The following is a 26,100-nucleotide window of genomic DNA, read 5'->3' on the forward strand; positions in this document are numbered from 1 at the left end:
CCGGACACCCCGGGACCTTCAATCAGTGAGGGAACCGGATCCACTTAATTTTCGGCGGTAATTTCCGGTGCTTCCGGGCTTGCCCGCCGTGACCCAAAGTGAATGACCTGTGGCGTTCACCAGGAGTGCAATTATGCATATTCTCGATTCCGTAGATGCAGCCTCGCTGCGCACCGATGTTCCTGTCTTCCGCGCGGGTGACACCCTCAAGGTCCACGTGAACATCATCGAAGGCAAGAACTCCCGTGTCCAGGTATTCCAGGGCTTCGTCCTGGGCCGCCACGGCGACGGTCTTCGCGAAACCTTCACCGTCCGCAAGGTCTCCTTCGGCGTCGGTGTGGAGCGTACCTTCCCGGTGCACTCCCCGATCATCGAAAAGATCGAGGTCGTCTCCAAGGGTGACGTACGCCGCGCCAAGCTGTACTACATGCGCGACCTGCGCGGCAAGGCTGCGAAGATCAAGGAAAAGCGCGACTTCCAGCCCAAGAAGTAAGTCCCCGGACCTACAAGGCAGGGCCACAGCCGTACCAGGCCGGCGCCGGAGCCATTCGCAACAGCGCCCCAGGATACGGATTCATGGACCAGTCAAAACGCCAGCCCAGAAGAATGGGCTGGCGTTTTGCGTTCCTGGCGCTCCTGCTCGCCGTAGCCATCAGCGGACTCGTCCGCTCACTGTGGCTTGACGTCTACTACATTCCCTCGGAGTCCATGGAGCCGCTCCTGCAGGGCGGGGACCGCATCCTCGTGTCCAGGACGGACTTTCAGGCAGAACCCGTCCGCCGGGGTGACATTGTGGTCTTTGACGGGCGGGGCACTTTCGCGCCGCTGAACAGCGGGAAGGGTCCGCTGGCCGATGCTGGGGCGGCCGCCGCCCAGTGGCTTGGGCTGGCCGGGAGCGACACCACCTACGTCAAGAGGGTCATCGGCCTTCCCGGCGATACTGTGGTCTGCTGTGACCAGGACGGAATGATCACCGTGAACGGTGCGCCGCTGGACGAACCGTATGTCTTCCCGGGGGACGCCGCCAGCCGGCAGGCGTTCACCGCAGTGGTGCCGGACGGGCGGCTGTGGCTGCTCGGGGACCACCGGTCCCTGTCCGCTGATTCCCGCAGCCTGCTCGGCGCTCCCGGCGGCGGCATGGTGCCGCTGGACAGGGTGATCGGCCGGCCGGTCCAGATTGTCTGGCCCCTTGATAGATTTGCTGCAGTATCACGGCCGCAGCCGGCAGGACCAACAACAGAGGACGGACAGTAGATGCCCGAGAACCACGCCAGGATCCCTGATTCCGGCCATGAGGGCGGCCCGGATGCACCCACCGTCCACGCTGCTGCCGACACGGACGAGGCCGGTGCCGCTTCGGAATCCGCACCGGCTGCAGGCCAGGACAGGGCTCCCGCCAGTCCGGGCGCCGGAAAGCATTCAGCCGCTCCCCGCACTGAGCCTTCGGCTCCCAGTCCCGTATTTGTCTGGCTGAAGGAAATCGCCACCGTGGTGGTCATCGCGGTGGTGCTGTCATTCCTGATCAAGACGTTCCTGTTCCGCGCGTTCTATATTCCGTCCGAATCCATGGTCAGCACCCTGGACGTCAACGACCGCATCTTCGTCAACCTGCTCGTGCCGGAACCGTTCGCCCTGTCACACGGGGATGTGGTGGTCTTCCGTGACACCCAGGGCTGGCTGTCTGCCGCGCCGGAAAAGACCCAGGGACCATTCACGTGGGTCCAGGACGGCCTGACGTTCGTGGGCCTGCTGCCGGACAACTCGGAGCAGCATCTCGTCAAGCGAGTCATAGGCCTCCCCGGGGACCACGTGATCTGCTGCGACGCCGGCGGTAAACTGACCATCAACGGATCCCCGCTCGACGAAGGCTACGTCAACGGCGCCGAAGTCCCGCAGATCCGCAACTTCGACGTTGTTGTGCCGGAGGGAAAGGTCTGGGTCATGGGTGACAACCGCAACCATTCCGCTGATTCCCGCGCCCACATGGACGCCAACGGAGGCTTCGTCAACCTGGCCGACATCGAGGGCAAGGCTGCGGTGATCGCGTGGCCGCTGAACCGGCTCACGGTCCTCGACAACTACCCGGACGTTTTCAAGAACGTGCCCGCCGGAGAATGACGATGTCCGCAGCCTCGCCCGTCGCGCCAGCCAAGGCTGCCGCGCGGCCTGCTACGGGCCCGCGTTCCAAAGCCCCGACCCTGCGCCACGAACGCACTTTCAAGGCGCTCGGCGCCCGGTATCTTGCCGGCGTCGACGAAGTGGGGCGCGGTGCGCTGGCCGGCCCGGTGAGCGTGGGAATCGCAGTCGTGGACCTGCTGACCCAAAAGCCGCTCACGGGGGTGCGCGACAGCAAACTGCTCAGCCCCGCCGAACGGGAGCGGCTGGAACCGCTGGTCCGCAAATGGAGCGTCGCTTCGTCGGTGGGGCATGCCTCGGCTGCGGAGATCGACGCGCTTGGCATCATCGCCGCCCTGCGGCTGGCCGGCACCCGCGCGTGGACTGACGTCCTGGCTGCCGGGATCACCCCTGACATCGTCCTCCTCGACGGCAGCCACAACTGGCTCTCACCGGAGGGGCAGCTGTCCCTGTTTGATGAGGCGCCCAGTGGCCCCGGCTGCGACGCCCCCGTCCACACCCGGGTGAAGGCGGACATGCAGTGCCTGAGCGTTGCGGCCGCCAGCGTGATTGCCAAGGTCGAACGGGATCAGCAAATGCGCGAGCTGCACGCCGAGTTCCCTGATTTTGGCTGGGACATCAACAAGGGTTACGCCACGTCCCTGCACCGTGACGTGCTCCGGGCGGCCGGTCCAACCCCGTACCACCGTGTGAGCTGGCGGCTGCTGGGCGGCGAACTCTGACCACTGCCGTCCGCCGTGGCGCCAGTGCCGCACTCAATGGTGCAAGATGGAAGCATGAGTGCCGAGGATCTTGAAAACTATGAAACCGACATGGAGCTCCAGCTCTACCGTGAATACCGCGATGTCGTCGGGCTGTTCAGCTATGTTGTCGAGACCGAACGGCGTTTCTACCTCGCAAACCATGTGGATCTCCAGGCACGCAGCGCAGACGGCGAAGTCTACTTTGACCTGACCCTGCAGGACGCCTGGGTATGGGACGTCTATCGCTCCGCCCGCTTCGTCAAAAGCGTCCGCGTGCTCACGTTCAAAGACGTCAACGTCGAGGAGCTTCCACGCAACGAGGAACTGGCGCTGCCCAAGGATGTTGACCTCGGTAACTGAGGCCCCTGAGCGCCACTAGTCCCCAACACCCCCGGAATCCGGCCGGGTTGCCCACATAGGCCAATCATTCCCTGTCCTCCGCTGTCCTGCCCCTGCAGGCTGGTTGCGGAGGTAGAAATGAAATCCAAAGACCTGCTGGGAAGGCGCGGCGAGGAGCTCGCCGCGTTGTATCTGGAATCGCTGGGCATGCTGGTGGTGGAGCGGAACTGGCGCTGCACCGAAGGCGAAATCGATATTGTGGCCCTCGACGGCGACGCCCTGGTGATTGCCGAGGTGAAAACCCGGCGCACCCTTGACTACGGGCATCCCTTTGAGGCCGTCGGCACCGCCAAGCTGGCGCGGCTGCACCGCCTGGGCTCGGCCTGGTGCCGGGACCGTGAACTGCGGATGCCGCTGCGGCGTGTCGACGTCATTGCGGTAGTGGACGACGGCGGCGGCGACCCTCTGGTGGAGCACCTCAAGGGGGTGGGGTAGATGGCTTTGGGCCGGACCTACTCGGTTGCCCTCGTGGGGTTGAACGGGTACATCGTTGAGGTCGAGGCGGACATTGGCCAGACCCTTCCGGCGTTCGTCCTCCTGGGTCTGCCCGATGCTGCCCTCAACGAAGCGAAGGAGCGCATACGTTCGGCAGCCAAGAACTCCGGAATTCCGCTGAGCCGGCGGAAAATCACCGCCAACCTGATTCCAGCCTCGCTCCCCAAGCGCGGTTCCGGCTTCGACCTCGCCGTCACCATGGCGGTCCTGCGGGCCGCGAATGACATCAAACCCACCGAGCGCACGGTCTTCATCGCCGAGTTGGGGCTGGATGGCCGGCTGCGGCCCGTGCGGGGCATCCTCCCGGCAGTGATGGCTGCCGTGCAGGCAGGGTACCCGGACCTCGTTGTGGCACAGGCAAACCTGGCCGAGGCGGCACTGGTACCTGGCGCCAGCGTCAGGGGCTACCGGACGCTTGCCAGGCTGGCCCTGGATTTTGGCGCCGATCCGCAGGAACTGGCCCTGGACTTCGAACCCGAGGACGAGTCTGACGCGAACGGGGCAGAGACGGGCCACGAAACCGTACCCGACATGGCCGATGTATCAGGCCAGGGTGACGCGCGGAGGGCCCTCGAAGTGGCAGCCGCCGGCGCGCACCATCTGTTGCTCACCGGACCTCCGGGTCTATGTCCTTAACCATGTATTCGTGAAGGCATTGGGGCGGTGGCCGGCTTACCGTCAAACATGCGCGCGGAAGCAGGGTTCAGTTCCAGCTTCTTTTCCACCGGCCGTCGATGATGAAGCCTACATACCCGTTGCTGTGCGTCCACAGTACGCACGACCGGATGGTGCCCGTGCGATCGGCCCGCTCAACCGCACGACACCATGGCGCCGAGGCACGGGAGCTGGCCGGGATCGGGCACGACATGATGCTCGACCACGGGTGGGAACAGCCCTGGACCGCGATCAGTGACTGGTTGAAGGCACTGCGGGTCGAAGTGATCTCCAACGAAGAAAAAGCAACGTGGTTGAGGGCCAAGACGTCGAGTTCGAGGCCGCCGGGGGAGTGATGCAGGCTGTACGTCCAAAGCGGCCCGGGCCCAATCCAGGGATCCTGATGGCCACGGTTACACGGCGTCAAGAAGGGGCGGCTGGACGGATTCGCTGACGCCGTTTGTCAGCCGGCGTCGTGGTCTTGCTCCATGATCATCGGTCCTCCGGGGCGAGCAATGGAGAGCCTCGTCAAGAGGTCAACCCCTGGATCCAGATCGAGGATTGGCGGCTCCCGCTCCTAAATGGTTGGCCCGTGTTTATCGGATTCGAGGTGTGCACGGCGAAGAGCATGCTGCCGGCGTTGGTGTCGGCCGAGGTAACCGGTGACGGTGTGGCAATTGGAATTTCTGCCCGCATTTCCGGTTCATCGGCCCGGTGCCGTCATTCTCCTCGCCCTTATTTGAGGGTTGCGGACCAGTACCGGTCTGTCGCTGGCTGGTAGAGCCCGGTGCCCAGACCACCGTGCCACTGTAGACACCACTGTCGTTGATTAGAAGGTCTCTGTCCGATCCATACCGAACGACCGCGATGTTCGATGACACGTCATGGGCGAAGGTCCGCGCCGTGGCCGGGCCCCGTAGTGGAGCACATCATTGCCGACTCCGTCATCGGCAAGCTGCCGTCAAAACTCTTCACGCCTTGCAGGGCCACGATGCTGATCCTCCAAAAGCGGCCGGCGGTGATTTTCAGGTTCGACGTCTCGGTGCGCTTGTACGTGGGCGGCGGCGCAGGGCGAATCTTCTCGTCAGACACGCTGGCCGGGCAATGGAGGAAACGAGGCGACAGCGGCCGCGGTGTGGTGGCCAGATTCCGCGAGGTCCAGACTGATGAATCAATCTCCAGGCCTGGATGAATACGTTGATGTCCCGCTGATTCATAAATTCTGCACCATCCGTTCCCCTCGCCCGGACGCTCTTAAGGCGTCTCGCCGGTAGCCTCACCGGAACAGCGCCAGGTGGTGCGTAATCAATCCCTGACCAGATGTACCCGCCAGCGGCGACTTGAAGCCCTCGAGGGGTAACGGCTCTTCGACGGGCCGGCATCAACACCAAGAAATCGCACGCAAGGGCTTGTGTAATAGGCATCGTCCATGTGATTATTACAACACCGCGATTTTCCAACGGATATGGAACGGAAAAAGAAACGCATGGCAACTCTGTCCTATGAAGTTTTGGTGCTCGATGGCACTTCGCGTGCCGGAGACCAGCGGCTTCCCAGCGGCGAGGCAATAGTCTCTTCGCCGCTGTCGATCACATTGATTTCGGGGGAACACGACGCTGTACTCGTTGATGCCCCCTATACCTTCGGGCAGATCGAGCGAGTGCGGAACTGGATCGAAGACTCCGGCAAGACCCTTCGTCACGTCTATATCACCCACGCTCACGGAGACCATTGGTTGGGCGTTGGAGAGCTGCTTTCCAGCTTCCCCGGCGTGACTGTCTATGCAACACCGGGCACCCTGGGCCGCATGGAGCGCGAGGCAACGGTCGGCCGGGAGAAGGTCTGGGATGCAGTCTTCCCGGGGCTTGTCCCGCCGTCGCCCCTGATCGCCGAGGCGGTTCCCGCCAACGGCTTCGAACTTGAGGGGAATCGGCTGGTTCCGATTGAGCTCGGGCACACCGATACCGATGACACAACCGCCCTGTGGGTTCCGTCGCTGGAGCTCGTTGTAGCAGGCGACTCGGTCTACAGCGGTGTGCACCAGTATGTGCTCGAATCTTCCGAAGAAGGATTTGCCTCCTGGCTCGCGGCGCTTGACACCATCGAAGCGCTGAAGCCCAAATTTGTCGTCGCGGGCCATAAAGCCCCCGGCGCATCGGATGATCCCGCAAGTATCGAAGAAACACGTGCCTATCTCAAGGACGCACAGCACCTTCTGGCAACGGTATCCAGCCCGGAGGAGTACTACGACGCGATCATGCGCCGTTATCCCTTCCGAATGAATCCAGGACCCGTCTGGTATGGGGCAGTAGGACTTCTGAGCCGCACGCATTAGAACCCGGGGTTTCAACAGTTTTTTCCCGGGAAGCTTCCCCCTAACCCCAAATACTCAGCTAATGACAAAGGAGTCATGCCATGTCCAATGATCAGCACCAAACGTCGCGGACGAAAGTCGTCTTCGTTCACGGATTCCTCGATGACCGGACGGCCTGGAACGACGTTCTATCCTTCTTAGGCGAGGACTTCGAAGCGGTTGCCCTTGACCTGCCCGGTTCCGGCGCCCACGTGAACGACGAAGGACCCTTCACGCTCCGGCGACTTGCGGAGTCAGTCATCGCTGAGATCGACCGGTCCGACGGGCCAGTGGTCCTCGTGGGTCAAAGCATGGGAGCCCAGCTGAGCGAACTCGCAGCCGCCGCACGTCCGGGAAAGGTTGCAGGCCTGGTGCTGCTGACGCCGGTCCCCTTGGCGGGTGTACACCTCACGGGGGACGCCGCCAACTCCTTCCGCTCATTGGGAGGCGACGCCGAAGCGCAGCAGCAGGGACGGCTCGGCGTCTCGGTGTCCCTCACCCCACAGGCTCTTGAAGTCCTGCTCGCCTCAGGCACAGCCATGCACCCCGCCTCTGTCGCCCAGGTGTTCGATGCCTGGAACGACGGTGATGCTGCCGGGACCACTTCCTCAGCTTATGCCGGACCCACCCTCATTGCGCGAGGTATTGCCGATCCCTTCGTCACCGAAGAAGTGATCGACGCCGGCGTGCTTCCGCGCTTCACAAACGCCCGGCTGGTCGGCATCGCCGACGCCGGACACTTCCCACACCTCGAAAAGCCGGAAGATGTTTCGCGGATCGTCAGCGACTTCGCCCGCTCCCTGGACCGGGTGGAAGCCTAGATGTCCGGGGTAGCGTCGCGAACTGATACAACCGCGCCCCTCCTGACGATCCGAAAGCTCATTGACTCCAGCACTCTCGGCCGCCGGCGGATGTCAATCATCGTCGTTGGGTTCCTCTGCGTCCTGTTGGACGGAATCGACATCGGCGCGTGGGGTTTCGTCTATCCGCGGCTCATCGCGGACTGGGGAGCTACTGTCGGACAGGTGACGGTGGTGGCCACAGTCGGCTACGTCACTCTTGCGTTGGGAGCGCTGATTGCCGGGCCGCTGGCCGATCGTTTCGGACGTAAGCCAACGCTCCTCGCGAGCATAGCGTTGTTCGGCGGCGGCCTCCTCGTTGCAGGTTTTGCGACGAATATCGAGACCATCGGGATCTGCCGGGCCGTCGCCTGCGCGGGCCTCGGGGCAGTCATGCCTGCGGTGATCACACTCGTTTCGGAGTACCTTCCCCTGAAGCGGCGGTCCTTCCTGGTGACCATCGTCTTTTGTGGGTTCCCGCTGGGACAGTCGGTGGTGGGATATATGGCCGCTTTCATCGTGCCCAATTTCGGCTGGTCCTCCCTTCTTATTGTTGGCGGCGTCGCGGGCCTCGCCCTCATTCCCCTCACCGCTGCAGTCCTGCCGGAATCACTGGCCCTGCTTCTAAGGCGGCCCAACCAGCAACATCGCGTGGAGCGGATCGTTGACACCATCGCCCGGTCGGTCGGCGAAGCACGCCCAGTCACGATAACTGCGGTGGACCTCATCCCGGCTTCTCCGTCCCGCCGCGAGGGGGGAGTGGGTCTGGTTCTATCCCGCCAGCTCCTCCCCACCAGCCTTATCGTCTGGTTCGCCTACCTGGTCAACTGCACTGTCACGTACATGCTGATCGGTTATCTGCCACTGATCATGGCCCAAATGGGCATGGACGCCTCAGGCTCCGGCCAAATTGTCGGCATGGCCGGCTGGGGCGGAGTGATGGGGTCCCTGCTGATCGGATACGCGATGAGCAGGTTCGGTAACTACCGCACACTGATCGTCGCCCTCACGCTCACCGCCGTCTCAATTTCTGCCGTGGCTTTCGGGGACTGGCAGCTCTCCGGATTACTCGTGCTCGGACTGGTCTGGGGCATCCTCAACGCCGGCTCAAACGGGGGAATGAACGCCTTCGCCTCGGAAGTGTTCCCTCCCACCGCCCGCGCCACCGGAGTTTCCTGGATGCACTCAGCAGGAAAGCTCGGCGCAATTCTCTCGGGGCTCCTGGGAGGCGTCATGATCGCCGCAGGCTGGGCCATAGGAGCGATCTTCATCAGCATGGCAATCCCGCTCCTGATCGCCGTGGCCGGCTTCGCCTGGCTGGGCTACAGGAACCGACCACGCACCGTACTCTAACCGCACTCTAAGAAAAGGAATCAAGAACAATGACCCCGACAAACAACATCAAAACAGACGAAGTCACTGAGGAAAGCTGGACCGGCGCGTTCGCAGCCAAATCCGCGGAAGCCTTCGGAGAAGCGTTCGCAGATGACGTTGTCCTTGAGGCAGCGGCCCTCCTGGTCCCCGTCAAGGGCCGCTCCGACGTAAAGACCGTGATGTCCACAGCCAGCAACTACTACCAAGCGCTTCAGTTCACCCACGAGGCCACGAACGGTCCCCGGACCTACGTGGAATGGAAAGCCACCGGCGCCTCCGGAGTCCAGTTCTCCGGCGTGACGGTACTTACCCGGAACGACGAAGGACTCATCCAACACATTTCAATCAGCCACCGCCCCCTCGCGGCACTCCTGGAGTTCTCGGGTGAAATGAACCGCCGAACCCAGGGCAAGCTCGAATCAGGACACTTCCGTGCCGATGACTAAAGCCCAGGACAAATTCACGATCGAACGGGTCGGCTTCCGCGCCGACGGCAACGTTGAGCTCCGGGGCAACCTCTACATCCCCACCACAGGTGACGGCCCGCATCCGGCACTAACACTGTCCATGGGGTACGGAGGGGTCAAAGAACAGGGCGCCCTGCCTTATGCTGAAGCCTTCGCCAACGCCGGTTTCGTCGTGCTCTTCCACGATCACCGGGGATTCGGAGAAAGCGACGGAACACCCCGCCAGGACATCAACCCCTGGCAGCAAGTCGAAGATTGGCGCAGGGCCATCACCTACCTCCAATCCCGGCCGGAAGTCGACCAGGAACGGATCGGCCTGTGGGGCTCAAGCTACTCGGGAGGCCACGCACTCGTCCTCGGCGCCACCGAGCCCCGGTTGAAAGCGATCGTCTCACAGGTCCCCACCATTAGCGGCTACCAGCAAGGACTCCGGCGGGTGAACCCAACCAACCTTGCAGCATTGGAGGCCTCGTTCGCGGCCGATGACCGGGCGCAACTCGCAGGCGAGGAACCACACCGCATTGCCTTGGTCTCCGATGGATCCGTTCCTGCAAGCTACACGGATCCGGAAGCCGTATCGTTCTACCTGCAACCCATCCCCGACGGACTCTGGGAGAACAACGTCACCGTACGCTCAACGAGAGCGGCCCGAGCCTACGAGCCTGGGATCTACATAGGACGCATCTCACCGACCCCTCTTCTCATGATCGTCGGGGACAACGACACGGTGACCCCCACTGACCTAGCCCTGGAGGCCTACCAACGCGCCCTCCCACCCAAAGAACTGCTGGTCTTTCCCGGAGGACACTTTGACGCCTACCTCGGAGAATTCGAAGCAACCTCCACTGCAGCCCTGCAATGGTTTACCAAGCACCTAATGCCGGACAAGTAGACTAAGGAGAACTGCTCATCATGCCCCAAGGATCCGGACGCTACATGGCTTGGCCCGCTACAACCCGATACGGGCTGTCTGTCGCGCCCGGAAACCTTGGTCTCGTTCAGGACTTCCTCAACACCATTACAGAGGGAACTGTAGCCCCGCCTGATCTGCTGGCCACCTTGAGTTCCGCCCAGGAATGGGCCGACAAGGTGATCGAGCAGTGGATCTCCATCGACGACCTGGGCTGGGCGAAAACCCTGCCAAGGTTGACCGAAAGGGACCGGAAAGCTCTGCTGGCCTTCAGAGACGACCTGTTTGAAGGCCTCTTCGGTCACTCCCACTCCGAAACAGTCAGCGGACCCGGCCGGGACAACCACACCTACCGTCCCCTCATGACCGTTTCCGCCAAAGGCATCGAGCTCCGCCCCGACGGGGAGGGCTGGAAGTACTTCGAGACGGCGCTGCTGCTGATCTGCCACCAAGGTCAACTCGAAGGCATCCTACGGCGCATGAAGTCATGCAAGAGCGAGACGTGTGACGCCGTCTTCTTCGACCGCTCCAACAACAACAGCGCCGTCTGGCATGACGTCAAGCTCTGCGGCAACCGCGCCAACGTACGAGCCTTCAGGGAACGCTCAGCAGCCAACTAGACCCAACCAGGCGATCCCTGATCTTCCCTGCATCTGTTGCATCCATTCCGTTGGGCGCTCCCATTACAGCTGACACATCAACATTCACACGCACCCTGCTCTGCCAATTCCAAGCAGGCGCTGCTCTGCGCCGTCTAGCTAGAAAGCCATTGACCATGATCATCTCCACCGAATCCCTCTCCGAAGAAGCGGCCTACAAACTGCTGATCGGATCGATCTTGCCTCGCCCCATCGCGTGGGTGAGCACCATCTCCCCCCAAGGGATCGCGAACATCGCCCCCATATCGTTTTTCACAGCTGTCGGCCGCCGCCCGCCCATGATCTCGATTTCCCTGCAGCCCCGCGCTGACGGCGTGTCCCTCAAAGACACCTTCACGAATATCCGCGATACCGGGGAATTCGTGGTCAACATGGCCACCGTTCCCAATTCCGATGCCGTGCACCGTTCTGCATATGAGTTCGCACCGGAAGAGGACGAGTTCGATCTTCTTGGCCTCGAAAAAGCTGAATGCGAGGCCATCTCCGTGCCGCGCGTAGCGACGGCCCCGATTGCCTATGAATGCAAGGTAAACAGGATCATCCCAGTCAGTGAAACGGAAAATGTGGTTTGGGGGACCATAGTGCGCTTCCACGTACGAGACGACCTCTACCTCGAACGCGGACGCATCGACACCGCCGCGCTCTCGCCGATAGGCCGGCTCGCCGCCGAATACACGTACGTTGAAAACGCGTTCACCACTCCACTTCCCGAAGAGATCCTGGCATCAGTCAACGGCACCCGAATGCGGCGTATCGACGGGCTCGACACCAACTTCTCCCCAATTGACACCCCTCTCTGGTCCCCGTCAGGATCCACCAAGCCTTCTGAGTAACTACCCTGGGGACGTCCGTCGCCCCGGACTCAATGGTCCGACGCAACATGCCGAACGACGACGACCGGCCCTTTGGTGATACTCGAACTATGCCGATGTCAGTGGACCAGCGACGGGCCGGATGTTGTAGGACTTATCGCAGGCTTGGGTAACTGCCACCTGGCCGGTTCTCGGGGCTGGTATGAACGGCTGCAATGGCAGAATGTTTTCTCCCGGGGACGAAAGCCTCCCGCCCGGCGATGTCTTCGCCGAGCGGAAGGCCCATGCGCTCAGGGGCTTAGACGAGTTCTGCCACCGGATAGTCGGTGTAGCCGGTGGCGTCTCCGCCGTAGAACGTGGTGGGGTCTGCTTCGTTCAGTGGAGCGTCATAGCGCAGCCGGTCAACGAGGTCGGGGTTGGCCAGTGCCAACTGCCCTACCGGGGCGATGTCTGCCAGCCCTGCTTCGATGTAGTCGGCGAGCTGCTCCACTGTGCGTCCGTACTTGAGGATCAGGATGGCAGTGGGCCAGGCGGAGCGGATCGAGCGGAGCATCTCATCATCCCCGGCGTGGAACACGTGCAGGTACGCCAGGTTCAACGGCGCGAGTTCGCCCACGAGGTGGAGGTACTGTGTACGGACCGTGTCTGTGTCGCCCTCCTCGAGGCCTCCGAGGGGGAAGCTGGGGGAGATGCGGATGCCGGTCCGGTCGGCGCCGATTTCGTCGGCCACTGCGCGGGCCACCTCGACGACGAACCGGGACCGGTTTTCGACGGATCCGCCGTATTGGTCGCTGCGCTGGTTGGAGTTCGGGGCGAGGAACTGGTGAAGTAGGTAACCGTTGGCTGCGTGCAGTTCAACGCCGTCGGCTCCGGCTGCGATCGCCGAAGCTGCGGCGTGGCGGAACTCGGCAATAATCCCTTGGGCTTCGTCCGTGCTCAGTTCCCGCGGAGTCGGGGTCCTCTGCATGCCGGTCGCAGTGGGCATGTCCTGGCCGGCGTTGATGGCAGACGGCGCCACGGGCTGGCGGCGATGAGGAGTGTTGTCGGGATGCGACATCCGGCCGGCATGCATGAGTTGGATGAAGAGCGTTCCGCCGCCGGCGTGGACCGCATCGGCAACACCGCGCCACCCCTCCACCTGTTCGGGTGTGTAGATGCCTGGAGTATGGAACCAGCCTTGGCCGTCTTCGGAAGGCTGGGTGCCTTCGGTGATGATCAGTCCCAGGGAAGCGCGCTGTCCGTAGTACTCGGCGGCCAGGTCGCCAGGTGTGCCGTCTGCGTTGGCGCGGTTGCGTGTCATCGGTGCCATCGCCAGGCGGTGGGGGAGCTCCACCCGACCGAGGGTGAATGGCTGCCAGAGGGCTGATGAAGAGGTCATGAGGAAGGGTCCTTTGGATTGAACGGCTGACACCACGGCTTTCGGAGCGGATGTGCCCGCAGGGTAATTGCGGGATCGCTTAGGCGGTGCTGTCATCCAATAACTGACCATGGTCAGGTTTTATTCCGATAACTGACCATGGTCATGTTCTACAGTAGAATGGCAACCATGCCCGAGGCGCCCCAGCCGGTCGGTCGGCGTGAGCAGAACAAGCAGCAAAAACTGGCTCGGATCATGGCCGCGGCCAGTAGGTTGTTTGATGCCCATGGCCTTGACGACGTCACAACCCACCAGGTAGCCGCCGAAGCCGGTATCGGCTCAGGCACGCTCTTCCTCTACGCCAGGAACAAGGGTGAACTGCTCCTTTTGGTGCAGACCGCTCGTTTCCGGACCGCAGTGGAGGAGGGCAGAGCGGCGTCAGAAGGTGTCACCGGAACTATGGATGGCCTCCTGGCCATTGTCCGACCTGTCGTGGCATTCAACCGCGAGCGGATCGACAATGGCCGAAGTTACCTCCGTGAGATGCTCTTCGGAGATGCCAACGAGCCCCACCATGCGGAGGCCCTCAGTGTCGTTGCCGTCATGGAAGATGCGATCGCCACCGTGCTGCGACGAAGCGAGAGGATCGCCGATCCCGCCACGCTTGCCGAGAACATCTCATCGGTCATGTTCGTTACGCTCGCCGCCGCCAGGAATCTCGCGCTAGATCCACCTGGGCTAGTCGACGAGATCCGGCGCCAGATAGCGGTACTAATACCAGACTAATTCTGTTCGTTCCACAAAATTCGCGTATGCAGAACACATGGCCCCCGAACTCTTGGAGCCAAGAAAGCTTGCAAGGCGTCGCAGAGCAACGCTCGCAACATGGGCTGCCCCTACCGGAGAGCCAGCGCAGTGTTTGCAAGATCAACAAAGTTCCGTGACGGGCGCCGGCCAGCCCGTTCCCGCCACGAACGGAAGAGATCCGTCATCGAATCCGCAAACGTGCGCCTGGATGTTAGGTCAGAAGAGCAAAGGCGCTGCCCGGAGCTAACAAGTCTCCGGCCAGCGCCTTTACGTACACTAATACCCGTTGCGCGTCCTCACGCAGGACCAGCCTTATCCGGCCCCGCTCTTCCGGCCGGCGCGCCTCTCCTCGCGCCTATTTCCAACCTCCCAAGTGTTGAGTCTCATTGTGCCGGGGTGACGACAACCCTAACTCGGTCTACGTTCTGAATGATGTTGAATTTGTCCGTTGCGTTGCCTTCACGCTCCGAGCCCACGCGAATACTCGGAAAGTAGGTACCCGCCGTATTGAACTTATGGGTGGCTCGCACTACCAGCGTGTCCTTGTCCGCCGTAAATGTTGCCGGCTCAAAGGTCCCATCGCCTTCAAAGTCCCACTCGACTGACACAACCTTTCCCGTGCCCGGGGGCACTTGGATCTTCGCCTGAAGGTCGGTTTCGGCACCTTCTACGACCTCAATGCGGTCGCTTCCCCCGCGGCCGGAAAGTTCTACAACGGGCTGAATGCCCGCACGGGCGGCTGCGTTTCCGGGGAGCACTATCTGGCTGTCCGCGGTGACTTTGTACTGGGTTGAGTTCGGGGGTGCTATGCCTTCCTCGGCCCAAGCGGCGACGTCTTCGAGCGCCTGATAGATGACCGGCATGTAACCCACAAGGCGACTGGTCTGCCCGGGCCTGTTGAACGGACCGTGGTCGGCGTTATCGGTGTACCAGAGACGATACGAATCTTTTGCTTCACTGCCCATGGCGGCTGCCACGCGGTTGGCGTACCATGCAGCATGTACCGGGAAGGCGTCCGAATCCAGGGTCGAGTCCAGGGCAATGACCTTTCCTGTTATTTTGCCGCTGAACGAACCACCGCCTGTCAAAAGGTTCGCTAGGAAGGGGCCTGGAGAGAACGGTCGCTGGGGATACAGCGGGGTGCCATCTGGGCTCCGATACTGATCAAACCCTGGGATGGCGCTCTCCTGTTCAGGAAGCGTGTAGCGGTGGTTGGCAATGAGAGCGAGATGACTCCGCCGACTCGGATCCTGGGCGAGGGCGGCGCGGAAAAGGTCTCCGAGGGGCGAATCCTCCGTTCCGAGATAGCCGGGCTTCGTCCAGAAGTCTTCGACATACGACGTGTCGAAGCCCTGAACGAAGGCCGCGGTCGATGGGAGGCCCCCAGGATTAGCGACGTAGTCGAAGTCTTCCCACGACTCCAGCGGAAGGCCCAGTCGAGTGACTTCTTCGAGCGCGGCTCTTTGGACCGCATCCAGTCCCACGTAGGGGTCCCCGCTGCCACCCGGGCGGAGAGCGTCAACGATCTGATCCTTCTTGTCCTGAAGGACGAAAGCCGCGAATGCCCTGCTGGTGAAGTTGGCTGCCGATGATGTCGGGATGCCCTGAACAATCGGAACAGCACCCTGCCAAACATCGCGGGTGTTCTCGATGGCACCGACCGTCGGGTACGAGCCGCCACTCCAGCCGTAGAGATATCCATAGATATTCTCGGACTTCACGCCGTAGTATTCCGCTGCCACTGTTCTGGCAAACTTGGCCGCTGCCGCACTGTGCCGGTAACCCAGCGCCCCATCAGTCTGGACCGTGTAGCCGCCGTGAGCGGCGCCGAATTGAACGTTATCGACCGGTTCTTGGCCATTAACGGGATAAGTGAACTGAAAGAACCGCCCCTCCCACTCGCCTTTCGGAGGCAGGAAGATCTTGAACGTTGTCCCCGGTCCCTCGAAATGTCCCTCGACCAGTAGCAGGCCACCGCTACTGGTTCTCTTGTCGATGACGGGATTGCTGTAAGTGGGGTCAACGCATATAGCGTCGACGGCAAACGGGCCTCCTGGCCTACTTGCTGAGCACTGCGCGACAGGCTCGGCCGCGGTTGCCAGCGGTGCAGCGGCTCCCAGGACTAAGACGCCGGTTAAGGCGGCAGTGATGAGTGGCTTCATAGCTTCTCCAGCTTCATTGGTGGTTGCATCCCGAAGATTCAGGGTCGTGCCATTTCGCGAGCATTCGTCCGGAACGTCATTCAGCGCGCCGCGCAGGAGCGACTGGTTTCCGGTTATTGCTCAATGGTCGAGCCATTGCTGAGGGGCCGGTGGTGTTACACCTGAGGAAGACCATAACCACCTCGGGGTGATTCGTCAACGGATTTGGAAAGAAGTTCCGTATATTGAAATGGTTGCCTGTAGCTCTCCAAGGTGAGTTCAATGGATTCCACGGATGGCGGATCGAGGGCACCTAACTAGACCTATCGGAAGGAAAGATTTATGCAGAGTACAACGCCAACGCCTCGGAGCTTCGAACTAAGCAGTGATGCCCTCAAGGTACGCGTCGAGGATGTCGGCGCCCGCATTTCCTCCATCTTTCACCGGCAATCAGGTCTTGAATTGCTCGCACTGGCGGATTGGACGGGTGCCCCAGAGGCTGACACGGACGAGGATCGCAAGGAAGAACAATGGCTTCGCCGATTCGCAAGCGGTTGGCACGTTTTGATCCCTCACGCTGGGGAGCCGCTGGTCGTCGACGGTGTCGCGCACCCATTCCACGGAGAGGCGCCTCGTAGACACTGGTCCATCAAATCCGACGGCACCGACATACAGGCGACGGTCGACCTGGAATCCGTACCTCTGCGGCTAATCCGGACAACCCGAATCGATGCATCGACCGTGTCCGTGAGGCAGGAGGTAAAGAACCTGGTTGATGCTCCAGTGCGATTCGGATGGGTAGAACATCCTGTCCTGAATGGAGAGTTTCTAAGCGGCCAAGAACTCCGATTTGGGGCGGCCTCAAATCATCGACGGCCTGTAATGCCTTCGCAAGCATCAGGGTTTTCGGACATCGACGGGAGCGACGGGCGATGTGTAGTCGCCCTGCCGCTTCTGCGCCAGACGCTGGAGCTGAGCTGGGATGCTTCAGTGCTGCCGCATGCCTATGTTTGGCAGGAACGACAACACATGGCTGGCAGCCCTTGGTACGGTCGCGTTGACGGGGTGGGAATTGAACCCGCCTCGCACCCCTCAGGCCATCCACCTGTCGGTCTGGGGCCCCACATCCTCGCACCGGGCCGCAGTCTCATTTCAATCATTCGTTTGAAGCTGACCGAATAACGGATACGAGAAAGCCCGGTCATTTACCTGCTTCAGGTTTGCCTCTGTTCCACCGCTCACTCATTTGTCGGATATGGGGGTGGCCAAGGGCGAACACGTGCCGCCGTTCCTGAATCTCACTTACCGAACGGCCCCAGAGACTGTTTTATTGGAGAGGCGGACCATAACCCACTCAAACATTTCCAGCTCGATGCCGTTCACTGGATTCCCGGAAAGTACGTTCTCCCCGGTCACCCTGACAGTTGCGGTTTCGGTGCCGTGGTTGATTAGGGTCAGCACATCGCCCCGCCGTGCTACTTCAACCCAGGGAGATAGACCGCTGAGTTCTGGCTGCACCCCAGCCTCCGCCAGGGCCCATGACGTGACCGAGAGCATCCCTGCGTCATCCGGGATGGTTGCCAAGTAAGTTCCTCGACCGGCGCCGTATGCCTGCTGCGTTAATGCTGGCGCTCCTTTCAGACGGCCATCGGTAAAGGTGCCGATAACGTCCGCACTTAAAACACGCAGCTCCTCGCAAAAGTACTCTCCGCGGAGAGTGCCGAAGGGTCCCGTGACCGACGCATGCGATTGCCCTGGACCGATACCGGATCCGCCTTTGGTTGAGTCTCCAACGGACCGCAGTCCAGTGTCACTGGAAGGAGCCACGAGTGCTCCGAAGTCCTCCACGGTCACTCCCAACACTTGCCGTAGTCCGACCTGGTAGCCACCCTCCCGAAAAGCATCATTCTGGTCTACAACATCCGTAAATGCGGACACGAGCAAGTGACCGCCCTGGCGGACGTAAGAAGAAAGGTTCTCGGAACCTGCATCGTTTAGCAGGTAGAGCTGCGGGGCAACAACGAGGGAATATGACGACAGATCTCCCGTCGGCTTTACGAGGTCGATCGACACATGCTGCGCGTGTAGTGCCGCGTACCATCGTTGAACAAGGCGGCCATAGTCCAGTGCTACGGGCTGGTCCGTATGTGCCAAGGCCCACCAGTTTTCCCAGTCAAAAACCACGCCCACCTTGGCGTGACTTTCGGGGGCAAGCTGGGGGAATTCTTTGAGCGTCTCACCCAGCCTGGTTACTTCACGCCAAGTCCGTGTCTGCGTCCCCGCTTGGGGAAGCATGGCGGAATGAAACTTCTCGCTTCCTCGCCGTGACTGCCGCCACTGGAAGAACAGGACTCCGTCTGCGCCATGTCCGATGGCTTGGGCCGAGAGTGCTTCCATCTGACCTGGAGCTTTAGGGGCGTTGGAAGGGCGCCAACTGAGCGCACCCGTTGACTGTTCCATCAGTAGCCAAGGCACCCCAGGCTTGAGCGAACGCATCAGGTCCAGCGCAAAGGCGGATGAACGGAAAGACTCAGGATCGTTGGGGTCGGGATAATTGTCGTTGGTGATGATGTCGATCTCGTCCGCCCACCGCCAATAGTCCAACGGATGGAAGGGACCCATGAAGTTGGTAGAGATGGGCTGTGTTGCTCCTGCAGCCCTGATGATGTCCCGTTCCATAACGTAAAGCTCAAGCGCGGCGTCGGATGTGAATCTCTTAAAATCAAGCGCACCGCCTGGATTGAGGCTATAAGGTGCTTTTCGTGGCGGAAAAACCTGATCGAAGGAGGTATAGATCTGTGACCAGAACGCTGTTCCCCACGCCTCGTTTAAGGCATCGATCGTCCCGTATTTTGTCTGCAACCACACCCGGAACGCATCACGGGCGTTGTCCGAGTAGTCATAGTTCACGTGGCAGCCATACTCATTGTTGACGTGCCACATGACTACCGCCGGATGGTGCGCGTACCGGGCTGCCAGTTCACGGACCAACTCTACTGCCAGACGCCGGTACACCGGCGACGTGGGAGCGAAGTGCTGGCGGCTTCCGGGGCCGTAGATGGCTCCATTAGCATCCTTCGGCAACATCTCAGGATATTTGGTTGTCGCCCAGGGCGGTGGTGACGCGGTGGCGGTTCCCATATTGACCTGGATGCCGTTCTCATGAAGCAGGTCGACGACGCGATCGAGCCATTCCCAATCAAAGGCCCCTTCGTCTTCTTGAATGCGTGCCCAAGCGAAAATGCCGAGGCTGACGACTGTAACACCGGCCTCACGCATGAGTCGTACGTCTTCTTTCCAGACTTCCTCTGGCCATTGCTCAGGGTTGTAGTCTCCGCCGTAATACATAAGGTTTCCCTGTCGCTAGTCATCAGGCGCCGAAGCTACTTTATGGGTCGGCCCGGCTACGGTCAATATCTTTGGAATAAAGTTCCCATAATTGGAATCCCCACTCCCGTTCGCCATCGCCCCCCGGAACGAAGGCGCGGTAAGCTGTTCCAATAAACGACAAAAGGCATGGAGAGCTGAGATGAGCGAGCAACACGAGGATGAGAAGCTGGTTGGTGCTGACCGGGTGCTTGCCGTACTCATAGATCTAGCAGGCCATCCCCAAGGGGTTACGTTGGACGAGATGGCCCAGCGGCTGCAGAGCTCAAAACCGACCGTTCATCGAGCGCTCTCCGCCCTTCGCCGCGCGCATCTTGCCGAGCAGGTATCCCGCGGAGTCTACGTATTGGGGGATGAGTTTATTCGCTTGGCTTTCCGCCACCACTCTGCCAAACCCGATGCGATACGCATCGAACCTGCTCTCCAAAAGCTGGCCCAGCAGTATGGGGAGACAGCCCATTACGCAGTTCTGGCAGGAACCGAGGTTGTCTATCGTGCCAAAGTTGACCCACCTGTGGGTTCCGTCCGTCTGACCTCGGAAGTGGGAGGACGCAATCCAGCCCATCGAACAGCGGTGGGAAAGATGCTTCTCAGCCGTGAGGTAAACAGCGAGGCGGAACTGGTCGAGTGGCTGGGAGGGCAGCCACTGGAAGCCCGAACGCCCAACTCCATCACGACAATTCCTTCACTCTGGGCGGAGCTGGAAGCGACCCGCGACCGAGGCTATGCCATCGACGACCAGGAAAATGAGATCGGGTTGAACTGCGTCGCAGTACTGGCTGACCTGGGAACTCCCCAAATTGGAGCTGTCAGCGTAAGTGCTCTCGCTTTCCGCCTTCCGCTCGAAAAACTGATCGACGAGGTTCCAACCATTCGGGCAATCATCGCCGAGACACAGGCAATCCCCGCGGCCTAGGAATGTCCCGGAGACACACTGGCTGCAGCTGAGGATCTTCCAAGCCGTCCAGGGTCATTCGTTCCTAGTGTTTGGGCGAGGGGACGTTCGGTACAGTGGCTGCCTGTTGAGAGCTCCAGTAGGGGGAACGCGTCGACCCTGCCCATCGAAGTGTTTGGCGGCCCGTGGCGTCTGGGCGGGCCAGGTGCAGGAAACCGGATTCATCCCGTTCGGGATGGGCCAGCCCCGTGGTTGCTGACGTGATGGCAAGAACATCCAGGTCCGTTCCGACGAAGGCCGGGCACGTCGTCTGAGGGGCGTTGACTTTCACTGTTTGCAGGGCGGTGCCGTCCGCCGTGTATTGACGCACGACGCCGGCGCCCCACGAGGCAATCCAAAGGTTGCCTTGGTCATCAACTGTCAGCCCATCGGGAGTGCCTTCAAAACCAGTAATTACCTCGGTCCATGCTTCCTCGTGGTCAAAATCGCCTGGCCCGTAGGAATGCGAGCTGACCGTTCCGACGAGGCTGTCAACATGATAAACGGTTCCGCCGTCAGGGGAGAACCCTATTCCGTTGGACAGGGAAATGCGTGAGCGAAGAACCTGGCTGCGGCCATCAGGATCAATCCGGAGAAGAATTTCCTTTCTTTCCGGGTCGTTCAGGGACAGGGAGCCGATAATGAATCGGCCCTGAGGATCTACCGCGCCGTCGTTCCAGCGGACGTCAGTTCGGTCACCGAAAAGATCAGGTCCGGTCGAAACTTCTCCCTCAGGTGAAATTGACACCAATGAACGCTTTCCGGCAGCGAGCATGCCGCCGTCCTCGGAGAGCGCTACAGCTCCCACGAAGCCGCCTAGGGTCAGTGTTGACGTCACTATGACTTCATCATTCGAAAGCATCCCCCGGTTGATTTTTCCGTTGAGGATGTCCACCCAGACGATTTCCTGGGTGCGGTCGTCCCACAGGACGCCTTCCCCGAGAAGGTCCCGGCTTGCGGTCGCTGCACGCGCGTATAGTGTCATGGTTTCCTTCTTAGCGCTCGTCGGCACGGGCGCCTCTGCTAGGGGAGGCGTGGATCGACCTGGAGTTTGGGGCCGGGGCCCGCCTGGGGTGTCTTCTTCCCGGCGAATGCATCGGCGAGCCCTTCAAGTCCGACTGTGGAGTGCACCAGGGGCCGCGGGTCGAGTGAGCCGTCAGCGAATCGCTGGATAGTTTCTGCAAGACCGCCGGATGCCCCGAGGATTCCGACGGCGGTCACGTCCTTCAGAGCCAAGTCCCGGGTGTCGATGAGGCTTGGGGTGCCGGACAAACCCACGTAAACCACGCGTTTGCCCGGTTCAACGAGCCTCAGAGCCGCAGCGGGCAGCGAGGGCGCATTGGAGGCGTCGATCACGGCATCGAAGGGCAGGGCAGGAAGGTCGTCTCCTGACCAGACTCCGGCGAAGCCGAAGGTCCGGGCGAATTCGAGTGATGATGCAGACCGTCCCAGAAGGTGAACTTCTGCCTTCTCCGCCTTGGCAAACATCGCCGCCAAGAGGCCAATGGTACCGGCACCGGTGACAAGCACGCGGTCGCCGGGCTGAAGGTTGGCGGCCTGGACCGCGCGCAGGGCGTTTCCGCCTGGTTCGACCATTGCCCCGGACGCGTCATCAACAGAATCAGGCAACAGATGTAGGGAATTGGCAGGGACGACAAGCTGTTCCGCCAAGGCCCCCGGCCATCCGTTCCGGACTCCTACCTCGTAGCGGAGGTCGCAGACGTGATGCCGTCCCGTCAGGCATCGGTGGCAGGAACCGCAGCCGAGCATGGTATCGCCGGTGGTTCTCTTGCCTACAAGCTGCTTACTTACCCCTTCACCGACGGCGGCGATGGTTCCGCACCACTCGTGGCCTAGCTGGATGGGGTAGGCTGCGAAGCCCTCTTTGAGATAGGCCATTTCGCCGGTGAAGAGCTCGATGTCGGTGCCGCAAACTCCGACACGGCTGACATCAACAACGACCTGGCCCGGCCCGGCCTTGGGCGATGCAACGTCTTGGACTTCGGCTTCACCTGGCCCGGTGACGATAAATGCCCGCATTGTCAGCGTGCGCCGATGACTTGCTGGCGTTGCTGTCCCAGCTGGCTGATACCGAGCTCCATGACATCATTTGGCTGGAGCCAGACCGGTGGCGTGAAGCCCATGCCCACACCTGGCGGAGTGCCCGTATTAATAAGGTCTCCGGGCTCGAGCACCATGAATTGGCTGAGGTGATGCACGATGAAGTGCGGATCGAAAATCATGGTCGATGTTGATCCGGTCTGGCGCCGAATTCCGTTGATGTCCAGCCACATGTCCAGATTCTTCACGTCGTGGATCTCGTCTGCCGTGGCCAGCCAAGGGCCGCAAGGATTGAATGTCTCGGCAGACTTCCCCTTGGCCCATTGACCGCCTCGTTCCATCTGAAACGCACGCTCACTGACGTCGTTCACCAGGACGTAGCCGGCAATAGCGTTCGCGGCGTCTTCAACCGAGTCCAGATAGCTCGTGCGCTGGCCGATGACAATCCCCAGCTCCACTTCCCAATCAGGTTTGGTCGACCCCCGCGGAATCCGGACATCATCGTAGGGTCCCACCAACGTATTGGGTGACTTCGTAAACAGGATGGGCTCGGCGGGAACTGCCTGGCCCGTCTCGGCCGCATGATCGCTGTAGTTCAAGCCGATGCAGAGGATTTGATGCGGGCGGGCAATGGGGGACCCAATTCTTTCCCCGGCGAAGGCAGCAATAGCGCCTGCTGCCGTCCTGTCGGCGACCAGGCGGGCCAACTCCGGCAGCCTGTTTTGTCTGAAGAACTCCTCGTTGAAATCAACAACGACATCAGAGACATCTACATAAGTATTCTCGTCGACGCGGACAATGGGTTTCTCTCGGCCGGCTGGGCCGATGCGCATGAGGAACATGTCAACAAACTCCTGGTTTAGTAGGGCAAATTGGGGCTGGTTCAGTTGTTAGGCGGCGGTGCCGGTCTGCGGTCGGCCGGAAACAATCGCCCGGATGGCATCAAGATCGTCCACAAGACGCTTCAGGGGTGTCCGGTGAGCGAGAGCGCTGATACTGATGGCACCGCTTGGCTTCGTCGGTGACGAAAAATGCGCAGCCAGTGCTATGCAGTTCAGCCCCGGCTCGTTTTCCTGATCATCTACGGCGTATCCCTGCTCACGAATCTGCTTGAAGGCTGCGTGCAGTTCCGACGGCGTTGCCAGTGTTTTGCGCGTCGGCTTAGCCAGGGGGCGGTCACCTATCCATTGTGTAATGGAATCGACGTCGGGAAGGGCATAAGCCAGCAGCAGTTTTCCGACCCCGGTTGCATGGGCCGGGTTGCGGCCTCCCACGACTGAAGTCAGTTTCATTGCGCCGCTGGGAGGGTCCACTTTTGAGCGGTATACAACGTCCCGTCCTTCCAGGACCGCATAATGAACGGTCTCGCCGAAGTGGTCCGAGAGCTGCTGCAGAATGGGCTGGGCGCGCAGATGATCAGGGCGTGCCTCGTGGTGAGTGAACGCAATCCGCAGAAATTCGTCGCCCAAGAGATAATGGCCGTGGAAATCCTGTGTGGCCAGGCCGCTGCGGCGGAGGGATGCGAGCGCCCTGTGGATGGTCGGCTTTGGGCTGTCGATGAGACGTGACAGGTTTTCCAGACTTATCCCGTGAGGGTGGTTACCCAGCTCAAGGAGCACGGCCAGCACTCTATCAGACCCTACAAGCCGCTTCTCTTCTCCCATGGGCGTCCTCTCTGCTCTAAGAGGCAGGCCCGCCCTGGCTCTTATTCAAAATATTAGACTGATGATCCACCAATTGGAAAGCTGTAGTCTGTGGGTTGCCGTCACGAGCGCTAGTCTCTACTATTCAGAATAGTTGAACGCAGATCCATCAAGTGGAAAGTAGGCTCATGGGCGAGCTACGCAGCTCACAGTGGTATTCCGGCAATGACCGGAATGCTTATATCCACCGCGCCTGGATGCGAAGAGGAACCCCTGAAGACTCGTTTGAGGGAAAACCCCAGATTGCTATCGCCAACACGGCATCGGATCTAACCCCTTGCAACGCACATCTGGATGAAGTGGCACAGCACGTAAAGATGGGAATTTGGGAAGCTGGCGGCGTTCCCCTCAACATGCCTGTTGTGTCCCTGGGGGAGACCCAGGTCCGGCCAACTGCCATGCTGTGGCGGAACATGTCAGCGATGGCCACCGAAGAGATGCTTCGGGCCAACCCTGTTGATGGCGTTGTGCTCCTGGGCGGCTGTGACAAGACCATCCCTGCGCTGCTTATGGCAGCCGCTTCGGTAGGGATCCCTGCTGTGGTCGTACCCGGGGGGCCGATGGCCACGGGCACCTTCCGGGGCCAGGCCTTGGGTTGCGGCACGGACGTTTGGCGTCTCAGCGAGGAAGTCCGTGGCGGTGAACTTTCCAACAGGGACTTTATGAAGTCCGAGTCCTCGATGATCAGAAGCCGCGGCCACTGCAACACCATGGGTACTGCCTCCACGATGGCGCTGGTGGCTGAGGCACTGGGAATGGTACTTCCCGGCCTGGCCGGAACTCCGGCGGTGGACAGCAATCTCCTGTCCGGGTCCCATGAAACCGGCCGGTTGATTGTGGAAATGGTCGCCCAGGGACGCACTCCGCAGGAACTGCTGACGAGGGAGTCATTCCTGAACGCGATCGTGGCACTTGCCGCCATTGGCGGTTCCACCAACGCCGTCGTGCATCTATTGGCGATTGCCGGAAGACTGGGGGTTGAATTGTCCATTGATGATTTCGACCGCGTCGGCTCCTCAGTTCCTTTGCTGGTTAACCTGCAGCCGTCTGGACGGTATCTGATGGATGACCTGCACCGCGCCGGTGGATTCCTTTCCGTCCTGCGGGAGGTCAAGGACCTGCTGCACCCTGAAGCACTGACTGTTACGGGAGAACCGCTGGTCAGTTACCTTGATGATGCCAGAATTTGGGACGAAGAGGTCATTCGCCCAAGGGGGAACCCGCTGCTGCCGGAGGCCGGCATCGCCATCCTTCGCGGCAACCTCGCCCCCGGCGGTGCCCTTATCAAACCAGCTGCCGCCTCGCCGCATCTGCTGGAGCACCGTGGGCCGGCAGTTGTCTTCGACAGCATTGAAGACATGCATGCCCGCATCGATGACCCGGATCTCGACGTTGACGAGAACTCCGTGTTGATCCTGCGCGGTTGTGGTCCTAAGGGCTATCCGGGAATGCCTGAAGTTTCCAACATGCCGCTGCCCAAGAAGCTGCTGGCGAAGGGCGTTCGGGACATGGTCCGTATCTGTGATGGCCGAATGAGTGGAACCGCCTACGGGACCGTGGTGCTGCACGTGACACCGGAGGCCGCTGCCGGCGGCCCACTGGCTATCGTGCGGACGGGTGACATGATCCGTCTTGACGTCGTGAACCGGACTTTGGACATTGAAGCCGAGCCGAAAGAACTGGCAGGGCGCCGCCCTAGCGATGCCGCAGCGGAGGGTTACGCCAAACCCGTCCGTGGCTGGGAACGGCTCTATGTGGACCACGTTCTTCAGGCTGACACCGGCGTCGACCTTGATTTCCTGACTGGCGCATCTGGCCCGGAGGTGTCCCGTGAATCCCATTAGGTCTGCGCTGGGGTCCCCGTCCGGG

Annotated in this window: 26 protein-coding genes and 1 pseudogene; 20 read left to right on the forward strand and 7 right to left on the reverse strand. The window is 61.1% G+C overall.

Annotation, left to right across the window (positions count from 1 at the left end; all coding sequences use genetic code 11):
* Nucleotides 1–133: 133 nt before the first annotated feature.
* The 16 genes and pseudogenes from rplS (at nucleotide 134) to EYS21_RS03735 (ending at nucleotide 11,862) form a co-directional block, all read left to right on the forward strand.
* Complete coding sequence (gene rplS, locus EYS21_RS03655) at nucleotides 134–493, forward strand: 50S ribosomal protein L19 (protein ID WP_131131797.1); 360 nt, start codon at nucleotides 134–136, stop codon at nucleotides 491–493.
* An 83-nt stretch (nucleotides 494–576) separates the two neighbouring features.
* Nucleotides 577–1,254: a signal peptidase I gene (gene lepB, locus EYS21_RS03660; RefSeq protein WP_131131798.1), complete on the forward strand. Its 678-nt coding sequence runs from the start codon at nucleotides 577–579 to the stop codon at nucleotides 1,252–1,254.
* Nucleotides 1,255–2,118 (forward strand): signal peptidase I, encoded by an 864-nt coding sequence (lepB, locus tag EYS21_RS03665; RefSeq protein ID WP_131131799.1) that lies wholly within the window; start codon nucleotides 1,255–1,257, stop codon nucleotides 2,116–2,118.
* 2 nt (nucleotides 2,119–2,120) lie between these two features.
* The gene (locus EYS21_RS03670) at nucleotides 2,121–2,858 is read left to right on the forward strand and encodes a ribonuclease HII (protein ID WP_207307672.1); all 738 of its coding nucleotides are present in this window, start codon (nucleotides 2,121–2,123) and stop codon (nucleotides 2,856–2,858) included.
* 54 nt (nucleotides 2,859–2,912) lie between these two features.
* A complete protein-coding gene (locus tag EYS21_RS03675) occupies nucleotides 2,913–3,239 on the forward strand; it encodes a DUF2469 domain-containing protein (protein WP_056335405.1) in 327 nt (108 codons plus the stop codon).
* 117 nt (nucleotides 3,240–3,356) lie between these two features.
* Nucleotides 3,357–3,713, forward strand: a complete 357-nt coding sequence (locus EYS21_RS03680) for a YraN family protein (protein ID WP_131131801.1) — start codon at nucleotides 3,357–3,359, stop codon at nucleotides 3,711–3,713.
* Nucleotides 3,714–4,397 (forward strand): annotated as a pseudogene (locus EYS21_RS03685) (magnesium chelatase domain-containing protein); the annotation flags it as partial.
* A gap of 110 nt (nucleotides 4,398–4,507) precedes the next feature.
* Nucleotides 4,508–4,783 carry a hypothetical protein gene (locus EYS21_RS03690; RefSeq protein ID WP_131131802.1) on the forward strand — a complete coding sequence of 92 codons (276 nt, stop codon included), beginning with the start codon at nucleotides 4,508–4,510 and terminating at the stop codon, nucleotides 4,781–4,783.
* 563 nt (nucleotides 4,784–5,346) lie between these two features.
* On the forward strand, nucleotides 5,347–5,619 hold the full coding sequence (locus EYS21_RS03700) for a hypothetical protein (RefSeq protein WP_131131803.1): 273 nt from the start codon (nucleotides 5,347–5,349) through the stop codon (nucleotides 5,617–5,619).
* Between the two features lie 294 nt (nucleotides 5,620–5,913).
* Entirely contained in the window at nucleotides 5,914–6,762 is an 849-nt protein-coding gene (locus EYS21_RS03705) for an MBL fold metallo-hydrolase (RefSeq protein WP_131131804.1), read from the forward strand.
* Between the two features lie 80 nt (nucleotides 6,763–6,842).
* Complete coding sequence (locus tag EYS21_RS03710; protein ID WP_131131805.1) at nucleotides 6,843–7,601, forward strand: alpha/beta hydrolase; 759 nt, start codon at nucleotides 6,843–6,845, stop codon at nucleotides 7,599–7,601.
* Nucleotides 7,602–7,691: 90 nt separating this feature from the next.
* Nucleotides 7,692–8,972 (forward strand): MFS transporter, encoded by a 1,281-nt coding sequence (locus tag EYS21_RS03715; RefSeq protein ID WP_165478247.1) that lies wholly within the window; start codon nucleotides 7,692–7,694, stop codon nucleotides 8,970–8,972.
* Between the two features lie 29 nt (nucleotides 8,973–9,001).
* Entirely contained in the window at nucleotides 9,002–9,439 is a 438-nt protein-coding gene (locus EYS21_RS03720; RefSeq protein ID WP_131131807.1) for a nuclear transport factor 2 family protein, read from the forward strand.
* Nucleotides 9,432–10,352 (forward strand): alpha/beta hydrolase, encoded by a 921-nt coding sequence (locus EYS21_RS03725; protein WP_131131808.1) that lies wholly within the window; start codon nucleotides 9,432–9,434, stop codon nucleotides 10,350–10,352. Before EYS21_RS03720 ends, EYS21_RS03725 begins: the two co-directional genes overlap by 8 nt.
* Before the next feature lie 20 nt (nucleotides 10,353–10,372).
* Nucleotides 10,373–10,990: a CGNR zinc finger domain-containing protein gene (locus tag EYS21_RS03730; protein ID WP_131131809.1), complete on the forward strand. Its 618-nt coding sequence runs from the start codon at nucleotides 10,373–10,375 to the stop codon at nucleotides 10,988–10,990.
* A 155-nt stretch (nucleotides 10,991–11,145) separates the two neighbouring features.
* Nucleotides 11,146–11,862: a flavin reductase family protein gene (locus EYS21_RS03735; protein WP_131131810.1), complete on the forward strand. Its 717-nt coding sequence runs from the start codon at nucleotides 11,146–11,148 to the stop codon at nucleotides 11,860–11,862.
* Nucleotides 11,863–12,139: 277 nt separating this feature from the next.
* Here the strand turns inward: EYS21_RS03735 and EYS21_RS03740 are convergent, their stop codons facing one another.
* Nucleotides 12,140–13,219 (reverse strand): alkene reductase, encoded by a 1,080-nt coding sequence (locus EYS21_RS03740; protein ID WP_131131811.1) that lies wholly within the window; start codon nucleotides 13,217–13,219, stop codon nucleotides 12,140–12,142.
* Nucleotides 13,220–13,387: 168 nt separating this feature from the next.
* On the opposite strand from EYS21_RS03740, the gene EYS21_RS03745 reads away from it, so the two are divergent.
* Entirely contained in the window at nucleotides 13,388–13,984 is a 597-nt protein-coding gene (locus tag EYS21_RS03745; RefSeq protein WP_131131812.1) for a TetR/AcrR family transcriptional regulator, read from the forward strand.
* A 404-nt stretch (nucleotides 13,985–14,388) separates the two neighbouring features.
* Here the strand turns inward: EYS21_RS03745 and EYS21_RS03750 are convergent, their stop codons facing one another.
* Entirely contained in the window at nucleotides 14,389–16,167 is a 1,779-nt protein-coding gene (locus EYS21_RS03750; RefSeq protein WP_131131813.1) for a Tat pathway signal sequence domain protein, read from the reverse strand.
* 321 nt (nucleotides 16,168–16,488) lie between these two features.
* Here EYS21_RS03750 and EYS21_RS03755 point away from each other — a divergent pair, with 321 nt between their 5' ends.
* Complete coding sequence (locus tag EYS21_RS03755) at nucleotides 16,489–17,328, forward strand: hypothetical protein (RefSeq protein ID WP_131131814.1); 840 nt, start codon at nucleotides 16,489–16,491, stop codon at nucleotides 17,326–17,328.
* A 120-nt stretch (nucleotides 17,329–17,448) separates the two neighbouring features.
* On the opposite strand, the gene EYS21_RS03760 is transcribed toward EYS21_RS03755, so the two are convergent.
* Nucleotides 17,449–19,494: a beta-galactosidase gene (locus EYS21_RS03760; RefSeq protein WP_131131815.1), complete on the reverse strand. Its 2,046-nt coding sequence runs from the start codon at nucleotides 19,492–19,494 to the stop codon at nucleotides 17,449–17,451.
* A 181-nt stretch (nucleotides 19,495–19,675) separates the two neighbouring features.
* Here EYS21_RS03760 and EYS21_RS03765 point away from each other — a divergent pair, with 181 nt between their 5' ends.
* Nucleotides 19,676–20,449 (forward strand): IclR family transcriptional regulator, encoded by a 774-nt coding sequence (locus EYS21_RS03765; RefSeq protein WP_131131816.1) that lies wholly within the window; start codon nucleotides 19,676–19,678, stop codon nucleotides 20,447–20,449.
* 64 nt (nucleotides 20,450–20,513) lie between these two features.
* On the opposite strand, the gene EYS21_RS03770 is transcribed toward EYS21_RS03765, so the two are convergent.
* Genes EYS21_RS03770 through EYS21_RS03785 form a run of 4 tightly spaced genes read right to left on the reverse strand, consistent with a single transcriptional unit; the run spans nucleotide 20,514 to nucleotide 24,192 of the window.
* Complete coding sequence (locus EYS21_RS03770) at nucleotides 20,514–21,452, reverse strand: SMP-30/gluconolactonase/LRE family protein (RefSeq protein WP_131131817.1); 939 nt, start codon at nucleotides 21,450–21,452, stop codon at nucleotides 20,514–20,516.
* Between the two features lie 38 nt (nucleotides 21,453–21,490).
* Nucleotides 21,491–22,507 (reverse strand): alcohol dehydrogenase catalytic domain-containing protein, encoded by a 1,017-nt coding sequence (locus EYS21_RS03775; protein ID WP_131131818.1) that lies wholly within the window; start codon nucleotides 22,505–22,507, stop codon nucleotides 21,491–21,493.
* A 2-nt stretch (nucleotides 22,508–22,509) separates the two neighbouring features.
* Complete coding sequence (locus tag EYS21_RS03780; protein WP_131131819.1) at nucleotides 22,510–23,370, reverse strand: fumarylacetoacetate hydrolase family protein; 861 nt, start codon at nucleotides 23,368–23,370, stop codon at nucleotides 22,510–22,512.
* 48 nt (nucleotides 23,371–23,418) lie between these two features.
* Nucleotides 23,419–24,192, reverse strand: coding sequence for an IclR family transcriptional regulator (locus EYS21_RS03785; RefSeq protein ID WP_131131820.1), 774 nt, complete (start codon nucleotides 24,190–24,192; stop codon nucleotides 23,419–23,421).
* A 167-nt stretch (nucleotides 24,193–24,359) separates the two neighbouring features.
* Between EYS21_RS03785 and EYS21_RS03790 the strand changes: the two genes are divergently transcribed.
* Complete coding sequence (locus EYS21_RS03790; protein WP_131131821.1) at nucleotides 24,360–26,075, forward strand: IlvD/Edd family dehydratase; 1,716 nt, start codon at nucleotides 24,360–24,362, stop codon at nucleotides 26,073–26,075.
* Nucleotides 26,076–26,100 lie beyond the last annotated feature (25 nt).

It is taken from the genome of Arthrobacter sp. S39 (assembly GCF_004320525.1).
Taxonomy (GTDB): domain Bacteria; phylum Actinomycetota; class Actinomycetes; order Actinomycetales; family Micrococcaceae; genus Arthrobacter.

What these genes read in the sequence shown, in the direction of transcription:
- rplS (WP_131131797.1), top strand. Translation starts at nt 134, where the DNA reads ATGCATATTCTCGATTCCGTAGATGCAGCCTCGCTGCGCACCGATGTT.
- lepB (WP_131131798.1), top strand. Translation starts at nt 577, where the DNA reads ATGGACCAGTCAAAACGCCAGCCCAGAAGAATGGGCTGGCGTTTTGCG.
- lepB (WP_131131799.1), top strand. Translation starts at nt 1,255, where the DNA reads ATGCCCGAGAACCACGCCAGGATCCCTGATTCCGGCCATGAGGGCGGC.
- EYS21_RS03670 (WP_207307672.1), top strand. Translation starts at nt 2,121, where the DNA reads ATGTCCGCAGCCTCGCCCGTCGCGCCAGCCAAGGCTGCCGCGCGGCCT.
- EYS21_RS03675 (WP_056335405.1), top strand. Translation starts at nt 2,913, where the DNA reads ATGAGTGCCGAGGATCTTGAAAACTATGAAACCGACATGGAGCTCCAG.
- EYS21_RS03680 (WP_131131801.1), top strand. Translation starts at nt 3,357, where the DNA reads ATGAAATCCAAAGACCTGCTGGGAAGGCGCGGCGAGGAGCTCGCCGCG.
- EYS21_RS03690 (WP_131131802.1), top strand. Translation starts at nt 4,508, where the DNA reads ATGATGAAGCCTACATACCCGTTGCTGTGCGTCCACAGTACGCACGAC.
- EYS21_RS03705 (WP_131131804.1), top strand. Translation starts at nt 5,914, where the DNA reads ATGGCAACTCTGTCCTATGAAGTTTTGGTGCTCGATGGCACTTCGCGT.
- EYS21_RS03710 (WP_131131805.1), top strand. Translation starts at nt 6,843, where the DNA reads ATGTCCAATGATCAGCACCAAACGTCGCGGACGAAAGTCGTCTTCGTT.
- EYS21_RS03715 (WP_165478247.1), top strand. Translation starts at nt 7,692, where the DNA reads ATGTCAATCATCGTCGTTGGGTTCCTCTGCGTCCTGTTGGACGGAATC.
- EYS21_RS03720 (WP_131131807.1), top strand. Translation starts at nt 9,002, where the DNA reads ATGACCCCGACAAACAACATCAAAACAGACGAAGTCACTGAGGAAAGC.
- EYS21_RS03725 (WP_131131808.1), top strand. Translation starts at nt 9,432, where the DNA reads ATGACTAAAGCCCAGGACAAATTCACGATCGAACGGGTCGGCTTCCGC.
- EYS21_RS03730 (WP_131131809.1), top strand. Translation starts at nt 10,373, where the DNA reads ATGCCCCAAGGATCCGGACGCTACATGGCTTGGCCCGCTACAACCCGA.
- EYS21_RS03735 (WP_131131810.1), top strand. Translation starts at nt 11,146, where the DNA reads ATGATCATCTCCACCGAATCCCTCTCCGAAGAAGCGGCCTACAAACTG.
- EYS21_RS03740 (WP_131131811.1), bottom strand. Translation starts at nt 13,219, where the DNA reads ATGACCTCTTCATCAGCCCTCTGGCAGCCATTCACCCTCGGTCGGGTG.
- EYS21_RS03745 (WP_131131812.1), top strand. Translation starts at nt 13,388, where the DNA reads ATGCCCGAGGCGCCCCAGCCGGTCGGTCGGCGTGAGCAGAACAAGCAG.
- EYS21_RS03750 (WP_131131813.1), bottom strand. Translation starts at nt 16,167, where the DNA reads ATGAAGCCACTCATCACTGCCGCCTTAACCGGCGTCTTAGTCCTGGGA.
- EYS21_RS03755 (WP_131131814.1), top strand. Translation starts at nt 16,489, where the DNA reads ATGCAGAGTACAACGCCAACGCCTCGGAGCTTCGAACTAAGCAGTGAT.
- EYS21_RS03760 (WP_131131815.1), bottom strand. Translation starts at nt 19,494, where the DNA reads ATGTATTACGGCGGAGACTACAACCCTGAGCAATGGCCAGAGGAAGTC.
- EYS21_RS03765 (WP_131131816.1), top strand. Translation starts at nt 19,676, where the DNA reads ATGAGCGAGCAACACGAGGATGAGAAGCTGGTTGGTGCTGACCGGGTG.
- EYS21_RS03770 (WP_131131817.1), bottom strand. Translation starts at nt 21,452, where the DNA reads ATGACACTATACGCGCGTGCAGCGACCGCAAGCCGGGACCTTCTCGGG.
- EYS21_RS03775 (WP_131131818.1), bottom strand. Translation starts at nt 22,507, where the DNA reads ATGCGGGCATTTATCGTCACCGGGCCAGGTGAAGCCGAAGTCCAAGAC.
- EYS21_RS03780 (WP_131131819.1), bottom strand. Translation starts at nt 23,370, where the DNA reads ATGTTCCTCATGCGCATCGGCCCAGCCGGCCGAGAGAAACCCATTGTC.
- EYS21_RS03785 (WP_131131820.1), bottom strand. Translation starts at nt 24,192, where the DNA reads ATGGGAGAAGAGAAGCGGCTTGTAGGGTCTGATAGAGTGCTGGCCGTG.
- EYS21_RS03790 (WP_131131821.1), top strand. Translation starts at nt 24,360, where the DNA reads ATGGGCGAGCTACGCAGCTCACAGTGGTATTCCGGCAATGACCGGAAT.